This is a genomic window from Jatrophihabitans sp., from assembly GCF_036388195.1.
Taxonomy (GTDB): Bacteria; Actinomycetota; Actinomycetes; order Mycobacteriales; family Jatrophihabitantaceae; genus Jatrophihabitans_A.
The window spans coordinates 1-14,789 of the sequence record NZ_DASVSG010000002.1 but is presented as its reverse complement, the minus strand read 5'-3'; the positions used below and the strand labels follow the sequence as shown (position 1 = coordinate 14,789).

Genomic DNA, 14,789 nt, shown 5'->3' with positions numbered 1-14,789 from the left:
TGAGCGGGTGCGGGCGCTGCTGGCCTCGGCGGGCATGACCGGCTACACGCTGCCCGGCGCGCGCCCGGCGCGTTATCTCGGCTCGGCCGCCAGCACGCCGGTGTACCGGCACTGTGACGAGGCCTTCGACCAACAGCGCATCACCAACCCCGAGGCGCACCGGCTGTTCACCCAGGGCATCGGCTTGGACGGCATCCACGTGCCGCCCCTTGCCGAGTTCCGGTTCGTCGAGCGGGTAGGCGTGGCCAGCTCCAGCTCCAGCTCGGCTCAGGTGGTCGGCGCCTCGGTCTGACGGCGGCTCACGGATCCAGCCGCTGACCGTCCATCGGCAACGAGTCGAACCGGCCGTCGGAGACGGTCGTCCGGTGCCGGATCCAGAACTCGACCTCGGAGGCCGGCATCGGCTTGGCGACGTGATAGCCCTGCAGCACGTCGACGCCCATCGCGATCAGGTCAGCGGCCGTGGCGGCGTTCTCGACCCCTTCGGCCACCGTCCGCAGGCCCAGCGCCTGCGCCATCTGGAAGGTGGAGGCGACGATCATCCGGCTGCGGGTGTCGGTGTTCATGGCCGCGATGAAGGACCGGTCCATCTTCAGCTCCTGCACCGGCAGGTCGCGCAGGTAGGACAGTGAGGAGAAGCCGGTGCCGTAGTCGTCGATCGCGATCTGCACCCGGTGTGCCCGGATGTCGCGCAGGATGGTGCGGGCCCGCGCCGGCTCGGCGATGAAGCAGTCCTCGGTGACCTCGATGACCAGGCTCTCGGCCGGCAGCCGAGCCTCGGCGATCGCCTCGTACAGCCGGGGCAGGAAGACCCCGCTGAGCAGCTCCGGTGGCGCGCAGTTGAGCGACACCCGCGGCTCCAGGCCGACGTTGCGCCAGCGGCGCAGGTCCTCGACCACCATCTGGCCGACGGCCACCGACAGCGGCAGCATCAGCCCCTCCCGCCGGGCCGCCGGCAGGAACGCGATCGGATTGAGCAGTCCGCGCTCCGGGTGCTGCCAGCGAACCAGCGCCTCCAGGCCACAGACCCGCTGGGTCGCGGCGTCGATCTGCGGCTGGTAGTACAGCACCAGCTGGCCCTCGGGGATCGCCTTGCGCAGCTCCTCGGCCAACTGCAGCTTCTTGCGCGAGAAATCATCGCTGTGCACGTCGTAGAGGACCGCCCCGGCCCTGGTGGACTTGGCCTGGTACATCGCCACATCGGCCCGGCGCAGCAGCTCCACGCTCTGGGTGTCGCTCGGCGAACGCACCGTGATGCCGATCGAGGCGTTGGTGGTCAGCTCGATGCCCTCCACCAGGGTCGGTTCCAGCAGCACCTCGAGGATCAGATGGGCGGTCTCCAGCAGCACCAGCGCGTCGTCGCTGGTCATCACGACCGCGTACTCGTCACCGCCGAGCCGGCCGATCATCACCGAGGCCGGCAGCGCCTGCCGCATCCGGTGCGCGGCCAGCTGCAGCACGGAGTCGCCGGCGGCATGGCCGAGGGTGTCGTTGACGTCCTTGAACCCGTCGAGATCGAGCAGCATCAGCGCCAGCGGCCGGTCGGAGGCCAGCTCCGCGTCCAGCCTCGCGATCACCGAGCGCCGGTTGGGCAGCAGGGTCAGGTCATCGGTGCGTGACAGCGCGAAGGCCTCGGCGGCGCCCTTGGCCTCGCGCAGCGCCAGCACCAGCCGCCCGCCGGCAGCCAGCAGGGTCAGCACCGCGGGCCAGGTCAGGTAGGGGCCCAGCCCGGTGTGCGGACGGACCGCGAGCACCGAGAGCGCGATGAACGCCGGACCCACCATCAGCAGGGGCCCGGGACGCTTGGGCAGCGCCTTGAGCACTTCGGTGCCCGGCCGGCAGGCCGCCTCCACGATCAGCGCGAAGCCGGCTGCCCAGAGCAACCCGTCCACCACGTTGAAGCCGTAGGTCCCGTCGGACAGGTTCGTCACGAAGTTGAGGTCCGCGATCGCGAACAGGGTCAGCCCCAGGCACAGCACGGCCGACTTCTCCAGGCTGCGGCGCACCCGCAGCACCACCTGGGCGACCACCAGCAGGATCAGCGCGACGTCGATCATCGGGTAGAGCATCGCCAGCAGCAGCGGCACCCCCCGGCCCCCGACCACGCCGCCGACCCGCACCAGCAGCGGGCTGCCGGCCAGGCAGGCGGTGCCGCCACAGACCACGATCGCCTCGAGCCAGCCGTCCACAGCAGCGGTCAGCCGGTGGGCGGTGTCGATGATCAGGTAACCGGCGATGCCGAGATAGGAGGCCAGGAACAGCCACTCGCCCGGCGCCGGGAAGTGGGTGAGATCCGGTTCGGACGAGCTGGCGTTGAGCACCGCGGAGCCGGCGGCCCACAGGGTCAGCGCGGCGAACAGCACCCACAGCGCGGTGGGCCGGCGCAACCGGGCAATCGCCGCGATCGCGATCCGCAGCAGGATCAGGACGAAGAACACCGCCAGGGTGAGGATGTGGGCGGTGCGCACCATGTCACTCGGGCCGTTGGCGCCGACCAGGTTCAGGATGAAGCCGACCGAGATGACGATCCAGATGGCGATGCCGAGCATCCGGACGGTGCGGCTGGCCAGGGCGGCACGCCGCTCCAGCTGCCTGGACATGCCACCACTCCCCAGATCGCAGGCGCCCTGCCTAGCGATAGCCGCTTCTTCGTACACGTCGAGTTCGGTCACCGCGTTCAGGACGCCACCTCGGCCGGGGCGATCGCGTCGGTCAGGATCTGCTCAGCGCTGCCGTGGCGCGCCAGCAGCCACTCGGTGGCCCGGGCGGCCGGCATCGGAGCGGCGACGTGCCAGCCCTGCGCGCCGTCACAGCCCAGCTCGCGCAGCAACCGCCACTCGGCTTCGGTCTCCACGCCCTCGGCGACCGCGCACATCCCCATCGCATGCGCCAGGTCCGCGATCGCCCGGACGATCCCGGCCGACGAGCGGCTCTCGCCGACCCGGCTCACGAACGCCCGGTCGATCTTGATCTCGGTCACCGGCAGGGTCTCCAGCCAGAGCAGCGAGGAGTAGCCGGTGCCGAAGTCGTCCAGGCCCAGGGTCAGGCCCATCGCGTGCAGCTTCCGCAGCTCCCCGGTCAGCTCCTCGCTGTGCTGGGCCACCACCCGCTCGTCGATCTCCAGCCGCAACACCTCGGGCGGCAACCCGTAGCGCCGCAGGCCGGTGGTCACCAGGTCGGCCAGCCGGCCGTCGAGCAGGTCGCTCAGCGCCACGTTGACGGTCACCGGCACCGACAGCCCGAGCCGGCGCCAGTCCGCCACCTGCGACAGCGCCCGCGTCACCAGCCGGTCGGTGATCAGGTGCATGAGACCGGACCGTTCGGCAAGGGGCAGGAACTCCTCCGGCGGCACGTACCCGCGTTGAGGGTGCTGCCAGCGGATCAGCGCCTCGACCCCCAGCAACGAGCCGTCGCGCAGCGATACCTTCGGCTGGTACTGCAGGGTCAGCGCGTCGCTGTCCAGCGCCTGGCGCAGCTCGGCGAGCAGGGTGAGCCGGTCGGTGGAGTTGCGGTCCCGGTGTGATGAGTAGGTCACGACTCCCGCGCGGGACTCCTTGGCCACGTACATCGCGACGTCGGACAGCCGCAGCAGATCCTCGGCGAGCAGGGCGTGATCGGGGTGCATCGCCAGTCCGATCGAGGCCTCGATCTCCAGCCGCATCCCCTCCAGGGACACCGGGCTCTCCAGCGAGGCCCGGATTCGCTCGGCGACACCGAGCACCTCGGCCTCGTCCGCGTCCGGGACGATCACCGCGAACTCGTCGCCGCCGAGGCGGGCCACGTGGTCGCTCGGGCGTACCGCATTGCTCAACCGTTCAGCGAAATGCACCAGCAGCTGGTCACCGACGTGGTGCCCCAGCGTGTCGTTGACCTCCTTGAAGTGATCGAGGTCGATCAGCAGCAACCCGAACGGCCGGCCGTCCCGCTTGGAGTTGGCCAGCTCTGCGGCCAGCGAGGCCTGCAGGTGGGTGCGGTTGGGCAGGCCGGTCAGCGCGTCGTGCCCGGCTTGGTGCTCCCGCTCCACCGACATCTGGGCCATCTTGTAGACCAGCACCAGCGGGATGAGCAGGAGGGGAAGCAGCTCCCAGGCGGCATTGGCCACCGTCACGATCAGCGGTGAGAGCGCCAGCACCGAGAATGTCGTCGCGGTGTAATGCGCGAAGTCGTTGAACATGAAACGCCAGAAGGTGCTCGTCCAGGCCAGCGCGCCCGAGACGAGCACCAGGTTGGTGCAGAAGTACGCGATGCAGGCGCCGAGCATCCACGGCAGGTCGGCCGCGGTCAGCACCGTGAGCGGTTCCTCCACCGACGGGGTACCCCAGCTGCACGCCATGACGATCCAGGCGGCGACGATCGAGAGGTTGTACTGGCCGACGTTGAAGAACACCTTCCAGGCCGGCTTGCGAACCCGCCGGTCCGCGGCGATCGAGGCGATGCTGACCACCACGATGGCGGGCCACGGCCCCCACAGGAACAGGATGGCGCAGGCGAAGGCGGTGGACATCACGACGCCCTGCGGATCGTGACCCCGGCCCTGGATCAGCGGGCGCAGCTCCAGCACGACGAGCAGCACCGCGGTCATCGCCAGCGGGGCGCCGGCCTCGTTCAGCCGGGAGTCCGCCAGGGTGTAGAGCGCGAGCAGCAGGGCGCCCCAGCCCAGCAGCACGGAGGGGTACCAGAAGGCGGTGAACATCGAGGGCGTGCGAAAAGACGGGTGGCCAATGCCCCCGGCCCCGCCCAGCTCCCCGACCATGAGGTTCCTATCGACCGACCGGAAGAGAACATTAGGGACCCGCCCGAACGCATCTGGCGTCCGTCAGCAGGTGCTTCCGGGCCGGTTTGGGAGCGCGGGGCCCGTCCTGTTGCCTTGTTCAGCCTCCGGCTCTGCTGCCAGGCACTAGCGCTGCCGGGTTTCGGCGGTAACCTCTCAGGTGCGTGGCCGCTGTTAAGTGGCCACGGGGGCAGACGATCATGCAGGACGCTCTCGTCAGCCTCTGGGCCCAGCAGAGAGTCCGTGTAGAGGTAGGGCCAGTGGACACCACCGAAATGCTCGAGCTGTCGCAGGAGTTCGCCCTCCTCGGCGTCGAGCTGCACGGCGACGGCGACAACCAGGCGGCGCTGCACCGGCTCGTCGAACTCGCCGTCAAGCATGTCGACGGCTGCGGCTGGGCGAGCATCACAGTGGTCCGCGGTGGCCAGGGCCGCAGCCTGGCGGTCTCGGATCAGGTCGCCCAGCAGGTCGATGAGCTGCAGTACGAGTTCGGTGAGGGGCCGTGCATGGCGGCAGCGGAGAACAACTCGGACTACCTGCTCTTCGACATCGCCGACGAGCCTCGCTGGCCGCGATTCGCCGAGGCTGCCGCTGCGCAGAGCCCGGTGCGCAGCGTGCTGGCCTTCCAGCTCGCCGCCGGCCGGGCGGTGGCCCTGAATCTCTACGCAGATCACCCGGGCGCCTTCGGCGCCGAGGCCGTCGACACGGCCACGATCTTCGCCGCGCAGGCCTCCAGCCTGGTCGCGCTCCACGAGGCCGAGGACCAGGCGATGAACCTGGAAGCAGCCCTGGAAAGCAGCCGTGCCATCGGGATGGCGCTCGGGGTTCTGATGTCGGCCCGCAAGGTGACCGAGGAGCAGGCTTTCACGATGCTGCGGGTGGCCAGCCAGAACCTGCACCGCAAGCTGCGGGTGGTCGCCGCCGAGGTGGTCGAGACCGGGACGCTGCCCGACCTGCCGGCGCCCAAGCAGGCCGCCATGGCTGCGTCGGAGGACCTGGCCGGCGCCGGCGCGCTGGAGGCGTCGAGCAGCTGACCTCCTCGCGCGGCTCGGCTCCGGCTTGCTCGGCTCAAGCTTGCTCGGCTCCGGCGTGCTCGGTTCCGGCCTTACTCGGCCTTGGCTCGCCGGGCTCGCTCTACCGGGTCTACCGGCTCTACCGGGCTCGGCGGCGGTGGCTCGGCCGCCGGGTGGCTGCCGGCGGAGGCCACCGCGCCCGGGTCATCGGCGCCGGCCAGCACCCGATCGGAGATCGTGGCACCGGCCAGCAGCCCGCCGGCGATGCACAGCGCCGCGGTGATCAGCACCGCGTGGTGGAACCCGGCCGACAGCGCCGCCGGATGGTCCAGGGCCGCCGGGGTGAGGCCCGCCAGCGCCGGCAGCACCGCGACGGCCAGCAGGCCCGCGGTCCGGGCCACCGCGTTGTTGACCGCCGACGCGACGCCGACCTGCCGTTCCGGAGCGGCGGCCAGCACGGTGGCGGTCAGCGGCGCCACGGTGGCGGTCAGGCCCAGGGCGAAGACCAGAACGGCGGGCAACACCGCGGTCAGGTAGCCCGAGCCCGCACCCACCCGGACCAGCATGGCCAGTCCGATCCCGGCCAGCACCGGCCCGAAGGTCATCGGCCAGCGCGGACCGATTCGCTGCGCGAGCCGTCCCATCCGAGCCGACAGCAGCAGCATCACCACGGTCACCGGCAGCAGCGAGCTGCCCGCGGCCACCGGCGTGAAACCGGAGACCAGCTGCAGCTGCACCGGCAGCAGGAAGAACGCCCCGGACAGCGCCGCGTAGACCAGGAAGGTGACCAGGTTGGCTGCGCTGAACTGCCGGGACCGGAACAGCGACAGCGGCATCATCGGGTCGGGCCGGCGGTGCTCGTTGACCGCGAAGGCCACCAGCAACAGCACTCCGGCAGCCCCGGTGACCACCAGCGAGGCAGGCCATCGCCGCACCGGCCCCTCGGTGAGCGCGTAGATCAGCGCGCCCAGCCCGACCGCGGCGAAGCCGGCGCCGGGCAGGTCCAGCCGTCCGCCGGCCTGCTCGTCCCGGGTCTCGGGCACCCACTTGGCCGCGACGGCCATCACCACGGCGGCCAAGGGCAGGTTCAGCAGGAACACCAGCCGCCACCCCCACGGCGCCATCCCCACCAGCAGCCCGCCGACCACCGGGCCGATGGCGGTGGCGATGCCGCCGAGGCCCGACCAGGCGCCGACCGCCGCGGCCCGGTCCTCGCGGCGGAACACCGCCTCCAGGATCGCCAGGGACCCGGGCATCAGCAACGCCGCGGCGACCCCCTGCAGGGCGCGCATGCCGATCAGCAGCTGGACGTTCGGCGCCGCGGCACAGCCGGCCGAGGCGATCGCGAACCACAGCACCCCGAGTGAGAAGATCCGGCGCCTGCCCAGCCGATCACCCAGCGAGCCGCCGAGCAACAGCAGCCCGGACAGGGTCAGGGTGTAGCCGTTGAGCGTCCACTGCAGGCTGGTCAACCCGGCATCGAGGTCGGCGCCGATCCGGGGCAGCGCCACATTGACCACGGTCGCGTCCAGGGCAGCCATCCCGCTGCCCAGCACGGTCGCCAGCAGCGCCCACCGCCCGGCTGCCGACTTCAACACCAGCCCGCCAGGGGCGTCCGGGGCTGTCATCGGCGGCCTGTCGGCGGGAGGGCCGGCATCCGGGTGGGCATGGGCGCTCTCCTCCTGCGGCGCCGGCGGTCAGACGCCGGCACGACGCCGAGCGGGCCGCTGCGTACCGGCGTCCCACAGTGTCGCACTCGCGCCCGGACGTCTTCCGTCGAGCGTTGCGCGGCAGCGCACACGAACCGCCCACCCCGCCGGACGCCCGCGGAGAGAGGGCCACCCGATCGGCACGACAGCGCCTCTGCTCAAATAGGGCCATGATCGAGGCATTCACCGATGTGCTCAGGGCCAACCGGGACTACGTCGCCAGCTACCGCGACCGGCACCTGGAGGGCCGGGCGGCCAAGGGCCTGGCCGTGATCACCTGCATGGACTCCCGGATCGACCCGCTCGGCATGCTCGGGCTGGACAAGGGCGACGCCAAGATCCTGCGCAACGCCGGCGCCCGGGTGACCGAGGACGTGCTGCGCACCCTGGTGCTGGCCGTGCACCTGCTCGAAGTGCGGCGGGTGATGGTGGTCGCGCACACCGACTGCCGGATGTCCCAGGTCACCGATGAGCAGGTGCATGCCGACATCATGGCCGGCGCCGGCATCGACACCCGCAGCCTGGATTTCGGCGCCATCTCCGACCAGGCCGCTGTGCTGGCCAGGGACGTGCGCAAGATCAAGAGCTCGCCCTACCTGCCGGCCGACCTCGCGGTGATCGGCTGCATCTATGACATCCGGACCGGTGGGCTCAGCGTCAAGGTCAGTGACTGAGCCGTACCCGCGCCCGGCCAGGCGCCGACGCGGTCAGTCCACCTCCAGCCCGGTGGCCTGCTTCTGCTTGTCGGGGGTGAGCTTGCTGGTGTCACGCGGTTCGGCGAACGGCGTCTGGTCGGCGGGCTGGCCGGCCTCGATGGCACGGGCGTGCTGCAGCTCGGCATTGAACTCCGCGCCCAGCAGGATCGCGATGTTGGTGATCCACAGCCAGATCAGGAAGATGATCACGCTGGCCAGTGAGCCGTAGGTCTTGTTGTACGAGCCGAAGTTGGCCACGTAGAAGGCGAAACCGGCCGAGGCGACGATCCAGATCAGGACGGCCAGCACACCGCCGGGGCTGACCCACTGGATCCCGGGCTGCTTGACGTTCGGCGCGGCGTAGTAGAGCACCGCCAGCATCACGCTGACGATGATGATCAGCACCGGCCACTTCGCGATGCTCCAGATCGTCAGGCCGGTGCTGCCGATCCCGAGCGCCTGCCCGACCTTGTCGGCCAGCGGGCCGCTGAAGACCACGATGACCGCGGCCAGCACGCCGAGCAGGGCCATCGCCAGGGTGATCGCCAGCCGGATCGGGATCGTCTTCCAGATCGGGCGGCCCTCCCCCATCTCATAGATCGCGTTCGAGGCCCGCATGAAGGCGGCGATGTAGCTGGAGGCCGACCACCAGGCGAGCAGCAGGCCGAAGATGGCGGCCAGGCCCGCGCTGTTGCGCGACTGGACGCTCTGCAGGATCTGCTCCAGCACCGAGCGCACCCCGCCGGGGGTGAGCGAGCCGATGTTCTGCACCAGCTTGTCGGTGGTGGACTCCCCGAGCAGCCCGAGCAAGGACACCATCACCAGCAGCGCCGGCGCCAGCGTCAGCACGCCTCGGTAGGTCAGCGCGGCGGCCCAGTCGGAGAGGTTGTCGTTCTTGAACTCCTTGATCGAACGCTTCAGGACACCCTTCCAGGACGTGTCACTGAGGTCGGTCAGCTCATTGGGCGCCCGGTCGGACTTGGGGCCGGTACTGGTGCTCATCTTCAGGTGCTCCGGTTCTCGGGCTCGCGCCACGGCCCGCGGACTTCGTCCGGGCGGTGGAGGTGGCGCGGCCCGCTAGCTATTCAGCGGCTGCCGGCTCGCCTTGAAGGGCAGGCCAGCCGGGCGAGGAACGTCATCGCAGCGGCTGGAGGTTCAACCACAGATCAGGCTTTCACATCTTCTCCAGTCCAAAAGTAGGCCGTCCGGCGAGGCGCTTGCAACCGCGGCGCTGGCTGCGGCGCAACCGCACCCGCCGGCGATCACCCCTTGCGATACCGTCTAGGACGGCTCAGCCACCAGCCGAACCCGCGAGGTCCTCTGGGCCTGCGCCTTGTCGAGGGGTGAACCCATGCCGGCCAAGCCGAAGCGGATGACCGAGGTACGCGGGCAGGTGCGCGCAAGCGCCGATCGGGTCTTCGCCGAGCTTGCCGATGGTTGGGCCTACGTGGGATGGGTGGTCGGCGCGTCCCACATCCGCGACGTGGACGCCGCCTGGCCCGAGGTCGGCAGCAAGATTCACCACAAGGTGGGCGTCTGGCCGGCTGACATCGCAGACTTCACCGAATCGCTGGCCTGCGAGCCGGGTCGGCGGCTGCTGCTGCGGGCCCGCGGCTGGCCGCTGGGCGAGGCGCTCGTGGAGATCCTGCTGGAGCCGGTCGAACCGTCGGTCACCGAGGTGACGATCCGGGAGGCGCCGAGCGCCGGACCCGGGCTCTGGTTGGACAACCCGCTGCTGCGGCTGCTGCTGCGGCTGCGCAACCGCGAGACCCTGCGACGGCTCACCGACCGGGCCGAGCACCGGGCGTTTCCGCTGTCTGCCTGACGGCTCGCGAGGCAGCCTCGCTGAGAAATGGCACACTGAAGGGACGAGACAGCTGCGAAGACGCCGCAGCCGGGCCATCCCGACGCGGGCGCACCAAACCCGGTGTCCTGTGCGTAAAGGTAGAAGATGCCGGGTAATTCACAATTTCGATTCCGTAACTCCAGCGTGCTGGCCGTCGCCTCGGTCGACGCGCCGGTCGTGGTGACCTCGGCCGAGCTGGACGAGCAGCTGACCGAGACCTATCGCCGAGTGGGCCTGCGCTCCGGGCTGATCGAGCGGCTGGCCGGCATCCGGACCCGGCGCTGGTGGGCCGAGGGAACGACCTTCGCCGACGGCGCGGCGCTGGCCGGCGGCAAGGCCATCGCCGAATCCGGCGTCAGCAGCGAGGACATCGGCCTGCTCGTCAACACCTCGGTCAGCAGGGCGCACCTGGAGCCCGCGACCGCCGCGTCGGTGCACGACGCGATCGGGCTGCCGTCCTCCTGCCAGGGCTTCGACGTCACCAACGCCTGCCTCGGCTTCCTCAACGGCATGCAGCTGGCCGCCTCGATGATCGACTCCGGCCAGATCGAGTACGCGCTGGTCGTCAACGGCGAGGACGCCCGTCCGGCCCACCAGGCCGCGCTGCGCCGGCTGGCCCAGCAGGCGTCGACGGCGAAGGATGTGATCGCCGAGTTCGCCACCCTCACCCTGGGCAGTGGCGCGGTCGCGATGCTGCTGGGCCGGACGGACCGCCATCCGCAGGGGCACCGGCTGGTCGGCGGCGCCACCCGGTCGGCGACCGCACACCACGAGCTGTGCGTCGGCGATGTCGAGCTGATGCGCACGGACAGCAAGAACCTGCTCAAACACGGCCTCGAGCTGTGCACCGGGCTGTGGCGCGACGCCCAGCGGGAGTTCGGCTGGGGACGAGGCGCTGACCGCTACATCATCCACCAGGTCTCGCAGGTGCACACCGACGCGATCTGCGCGGCGCTGGACATCGACCCGGCGCTGGTACCCCGGACGTTCCCGACCCGCGGCAACATCGGGCCGGCGTCGGTGCCGTTCACCCTGGCCACCCAGGTGGACTCGCTGGCCCGGGGGGACAAGGTGCTGCTGATGGGAGTCGGCTCCGGCCTGAACGCCTGCTGCCTCGAACTCGAATGGTGAGCGGGCCGCCTTTGCGCTTGCCGCCGAGCCTGCCGGGGCTGGATCCGGCCTGGTCGCGCACGGTCGAGACGGTCGGCCAGGACGGCAGGCCGCGGCGTTGGCACGTCCTGGACTCCCACCCGGCAGCGCCGCCGGAGCGCCCGACGCTGCTCTGCGTGCACGGCAACCCGACCTGGTCCTACCTGTGGCGGCGGATGTTCCTCGCCGCGCCGCCCGGCTGGCGGGTGGTGGCGCCCGACCAGCTCGGAATGGGCTATTCCGACCGTCCCGCCACCGTGAGCAGGCTGGCCGACCGGGTCCGGGAGCTGGGCGAGCTGACCGCGGCGATGGGCATCACCGGCCCGGTGGTGACCGTGGCCCACGACTGGGGCGGCATCATCTCCCTCGGCTGGGCGCTGGAGCACCGCGGCCAGGTCGAGGCCGTGGTGCTGACCAACACCGCCGTGCACCAGCCGGAGGACTCCCGGCCGCCGGCGCTGATCCGGCTGGCCCACCTGTCCGCGCTGCGGGACCTGCTGTGCGTCCGGACGCCGGTGTTCCTGCGCAGCGCCACCGCGCTGTCCTGGCCGCCGTTGGACTCCCGCGTCCGGGCCGCGTTCGCCGCGCCCTACCGCGGGGCCGGCCGGCGGCGCGCGATCGGGGACTTCGTCGCCGACATACCGTTCGCCGCCGAGGACCCCAGCCATCCGGCGCTGGCGGCGATCACGTCCGGCATCACCGGGTGGGACGTGCCCGCGCTGCTGCTGTGGGGGCCGCGCGATCCGGTGTTCGGCGAGCAGTACCTGCGCGACCTGCGCAGGCGGCTGCCCCGGGCCGATGTGCACCGCTATGCCGGGGCCTCGCACCTGCTGCCCGAAGACGCCCCCCGCTACGCCGAGGACGTCGCCGGCTGGGTGCGCGAGCTGGGCATCGGCCGGCGGACGGCCGCGGCTGCCGGTGAGGTGGCGCCTGGCGAAGGTTTCGAACCGGGGCTCGTCGCGCCCGCTGCGGGTGAGCCGGAACCCCCACCGGTCTGGCAGGGGCTCACCGATCGGGCAGCGAGCACCCCGGACGAGACCGCGATCGCCGAGGTCGGCGGCGCGCGCATCAGCTGGGCGGAGCTGGACCGCCGGGTCCGCCAGAGCGCGGCGACGCTGGCAGCCGGCGGCGTGCGGCCCGGGCAGCGCATCGCGCTGCTGATCCCCCCGTCCATCGAGCTGACGGTCGCGGTGTATGCCGGGTGGCGCGCCGGTGCGGTGATCGTGGTCGCCGACAAGGGCCTCGGGCTGCGCGGGATGGGGCGGGCGTTGCGGGGCGCCAACCTCGACCATGTGGTCGGCAGCGCCCAGGGGCTGACAGCCGCGGCCGCGATGCGGCTGCCCGGCACGCGCTGGCTGGCCGGTAGCCGTGGGTTAGTCGCTGGTATCCCGGCCACCGGCCGGGTCCTGAAGGCGCGCACCGACCTCGTCACGCAGCCGTCGCACTCCCCCGGATCGCTGCCGGAGGTGCCTGGCGACGCCGAGGCGGCGGTGGTGTTCACCTCCGGCGCGACCGGTCCGGCCAAGGGCGTGCTGTACCTGCACCGGCAGGTCCGGGCACAGCTGGACGTGGTGCGCCGTACCTACCGGCTGACCGCGCAGGACCGGATCGTCGCCGCGTTCGCCCCGTTCGCGCTGCTGGGACCCGCGCTGGGGGTCGGTTCGGCGGTTCCGGCCACCGATGTCACCAAGCCGCACACGCTGACCGCCGCTGCGCTGGCCGACGCGGCGCTGGCGATCCAGGCCAGCGCGGTGTTCGCCTCCCCGGCGGCGTTGCGCACGGTGGCCGCCACCGCGGGCGCCCTCGATCGCGATCAGCGGGCCGCGCTGGGCCGGGTCCGGCTGCTGATGTCGGCCGGCGCCCCGGTTCCGGTGGAGCTGCTGCGGCAGCTGGAAGCCCTGCTGCCGGCGGCGCAGGCGCACACCCCGTACGGCATGACCGAGGTGCTGCCGGTCACCGACGTGTCGCTGCCCGAGCTGGAGGAGGCAGGCCCGGGCGACGGGGTCTGCGTCGGCCGTCCGGTGCCCGGGGTCGAGGTCGAGATCAGCGCCCTGGACGCGCTGGGGCAGGACGTCGGCAAGCTCAGCGACGAGCCGGGGGTGGTCGGCGAGATCTGCGTACGAGCAGCGCACCGCAAGCAACGCTATGACGCGCTGTGGGCCACCGAGCGGGCGAGTTCTCGCGATGCCGGCTGGCACCGGACGGGCGATGTCGGGCAGCTGGACGGTGACGGCCGGTTGTGGGTGCAGGGACGCCGCCAGCATCTGATCACCACGCCACAGGGCCTGCTGACCCCGGTCGGGCTGGAGCAGCGGATCGCCGCGGTGTCCGGGATCGCCGCGGCGGCGGTCGTCGGGATCGGCCCGGCCGGCACCCAGCAGCTGGTCGCCGTCGTGGTGGCGGACCGGCCCGTCCCGCAGCGCCGGCTGGACGCGCGGTTGCCGGGCCGGCGGCGCGGCGCCCTGGCCGGCATCGAGCTCACCGATGCGGTCCGGTCCGCGGTCGACGCCCCGGTGGCAGCGGTGCTGCTGGTCAACCGGCTGCCGGTCGACATCCGGCACGCGTCCAAGGTCGACCGCACGGCGCTGGCGGGGTGGGCGGACAAGCTGCTGGCCGGCCGGGCGTGAGGATCCTGCTGACCGGCGCCAGCGGCATGCTCGGCAGGGCGACGGCGCTGGCCTTGCTGGCCGAGGGCGTCGAGCTGACGGTGCTGCAACGGCGTCCCAGCGGCCTGCCGTGCCGGGAGGTGCTGGGAGATGTCGCCGACCACGGCGTGGTGCGCCAGGCCGCCGCCGGGCAGGATGCCGTGCTGCACCTGGCCGCCAAGGTGGACGTGGTCGGACCTTGGGCGCAGTTCCAGCGCACCAATGTCGGCGGGACCAGCGCGGTGATCGACGCCTGCCGGGTGAACCGAGTGCCGGCGCTGGTGCACGTGTCGTCGCCGGCAGTGGCTCATGCCGGCCAGCCGCTGGTCGGCGCCGGGGCCGGCGCCGCCGATTCGCGGCGGGCCAGGGGCCACTATGCGCGGTCCAAGGCGATCGCGGAGACCCTGGCGCTGAGGGCCGACTCCGCGCAGCTGGCGGTGCTGGCCATCCGGCCGCACCTGGTGTGGGGGCCCGGAGACACCCAGCTGGTTGCCCCGATCGTCGAGCGGGCGCGCGCCCGGCGGCTGCCGCTGATCGGATCAGGGGCTGCGCTCATCGACACGACCTACCTCGACAATGCCGTCGATGCCCTGCTGGCCGCCGTGCGGGTGTGCGGGGAGGTGCACGGCGAGGCGCTGGTGGTCTCCAACGGCGAGCCGAGGCCCGTCTCGGAGATCCTGCAGCGGGTGTGCCGGGCCGCCGGGGTGCCGGGGCCGCGCGGCCGGGTTCCGTTCCCGGTGGCGAACGCCCTCGGCGCGGTGATCGAGGCTGGGTGGGCGGTATCGGGCCGGCGCGACACCCCGCCGCTGAACCGGTTCCTCGCCGGGCAGTTGGCGACCGCGCACTGGTTCGACCAGCGACGGACCCGGGAGGCGCTGCGGTGGCGTCCCCGGGTGAGCCTTGCGGAGGGTTTCGCCCGGCTCGCGGAGCATTATTCGGCGCCTATCGCGCCTATATCGAA

General features: G+C 71.9%; 11 protein-coding genes. 7 read left to right on the top strand and 4 right to left on the bottom strand.

All coding sequences use genetic code 11. The annotated features are described in order from the left end of the window. The coding region (locus tag VF612_RS00130) for a hypothetical protein (protein ID WP_408657815.1) at positions 1 to 292 on the top strand (292 nt) is incomplete at its 5' end. A gap of 7 nt (positions 293 to 299) precedes the next feature. Here the strand turns inward: VF612_RS00130 and VF612_RS00125 are convergent. After that, entirely contained in the window at positions 300 to 2,600 is a 2,301-nt protein-coding gene (locus VF612_RS00125) for a putative bifunctional diguanylate cyclase/phosphodiesterase (RefSeq protein WP_408657814.1), read from the bottom strand. Between the two features lie 77 nt (positions 2,601 to 2,677). Beyond that, a complete protein-coding gene (locus VF612_RS00120) occupies positions 2,678 to 4,693 on the bottom strand; it encodes a putative bifunctional diguanylate cyclase/phosphodiesterase (protein ID WP_408657813.1) in 2,016 nt (671 codons plus the stop codon). A 338-nt stretch (positions 4,694 to 5,031) separates the two neighbouring features. Here VF612_RS00120 and VF612_RS00115 point away from each other — a divergent pair, with 338 nt between their 5' ends. After that, positions 5,032 to 5,805, top strand: coding sequence for an ANTAR domain-containing protein (locus tag VF612_RS00115; RefSeq protein ID WP_408657812.1), 774 nt, complete (start codon positions 5,032 to 5,034; stop codon positions 5,803 to 5,805). 71 nt (positions 5,806 to 5,876) lie between these two features. On the opposite strand, the gene VF612_RS00110 is transcribed toward VF612_RS00115, so the two are convergent. After that, on the bottom strand, positions 5,877 to 7,412 hold the full coding sequence (locus tag VF612_RS00110) for a DHA2 family efflux MFS transporter permease subunit (RefSeq protein WP_408657811.1): 1,536 nt from the start codon (positions 7,410 to 7,412) through the stop codon (positions 5,877 to 5,879). 251 nt (positions 7,413 to 7,663) lie between these two features. On the opposite strand from VF612_RS00110, the gene VF612_RS00105 reads away from it, so the two are divergent. Beyond that, positions 7,664 to 8,167: a beta-class carbonic anhydrase gene (locus tag VF612_RS00105; protein ID WP_408657810.1), complete on the top strand. Its 504-nt coding sequence runs from the start codon at positions 7,664 to 7,666 to the stop codon at positions 8,165 to 8,167. Positions 8,168 to 8,200: 33 nt separating this feature from the next. Here the strand turns inward: VF612_RS00105 and VF612_RS00100 are convergent, their stop codons facing one another. Continuing rightward, positions 8,201 to 9,190: a YihY/virulence factor BrkB family protein gene (locus tag VF612_RS00100; protein ID WP_408657809.1), complete on the bottom strand. Its 990-nt coding sequence runs from the start codon at positions 9,188 to 9,190 to the stop codon at positions 8,201 to 8,203. Positions 9,191 to 9,539: 349 nt separating this feature from the next. Here VF612_RS00100 and VF612_RS00095 point away from each other — a divergent pair, with 349 nt between their 5' ends. The 4 genes from VF612_RS00095 to VF612_RS00080 form a co-directional block, all read left to right on the top strand. After that, complete coding sequence (locus VF612_RS00095; RefSeq protein ID WP_408657808.1) at positions 9,540 to 10,013, top strand: SRPBCC family protein; 474 nt, start codon at positions 9,540 to 9,542, stop codon at positions 10,011 to 10,013. Between the two features lie 126 nt (positions 10,014 to 10,139). Continuing rightward, positions 10,140 to 11,165 carry a 3-oxoacyl-ACP synthase III gene (locus tag VF612_RS00090; RefSeq protein ID WP_408657807.1) on the top strand — a complete coding sequence of 342 codons (1,026 nt, stop codon included), beginning with the start codon at positions 10,140 to 10,142 and terminating at the stop codon, positions 11,163 to 11,165. A 17-nt stretch (positions 11,166 to 11,182) separates the two neighbouring features. Continuing rightward, a complete protein-coding gene (locus VF612_RS00085) occupies positions 11,183 to 13,810 on the top strand; it encodes an alpha/beta fold hydrolase (protein WP_408657806.1) in 2,628 nt (875 codons plus the stop codon). Beyond that, a partial coding sequence (locus VF612_RS00080; protein WP_408657805.1) for an NAD-dependent epimerase/dehydratase family protein occupies positions 13,807 to 14,789 on the top strand: 983 nt, incomplete at its 3' end. The genes VF612_RS00085 and VF612_RS00080, both read left to right, overlap by 4 nt.

Bases quoted from the DNA above. Each gene is read 5' to 3' on its own strand.
- VF612_RS00125 (WP_408657814.1), bottom strand. From the start codon at position 2,600: ATGTCCAGGCAGCTGGAGCGGCGTGCCGCCCTGGCCAGCCGCACCGTC.
- VF612_RS00120 (WP_408657813.1), bottom strand. From the start codon at position 4,693: ATGTTCACCGCCTTCTGGTACCCCTCCGTGCTGCTGGGCTGGGGCGCC.
- VF612_RS00110 (WP_408657811.1), bottom strand. From the start codon at position 7,412: ATGACAGCCCCGGACGCCCCTGGCGGGCTGGTGTTGAAGTCGGCAGCC.
- VF612_RS00105 (WP_408657810.1), top strand. From the start codon at position 7,664: ATGATCGAGGCATTCACCGATGTGCTCAGGGCCAACCGGGACTACGTC.
- VF612_RS00100 (WP_408657809.1), bottom strand. From the start codon at position 9,190: ATGAGCACCAGTACCGGCCCCAAGTCCGACCGGGCGCCCAATGAGCTG.
- VF612_RS00095 (WP_408657808.1), top strand. From the start codon at position 9,540: ATGCCGGCCAAGCCGAAGCGGATGACCGAGGTACGCGGGCAGGTGCGC.
- VF612_RS00090 (WP_408657807.1), top strand. From the start codon at position 10,140: ATGCCGGGTAATTCACAATTTCGATTCCGTAACTCCAGCGTGCTGGCC.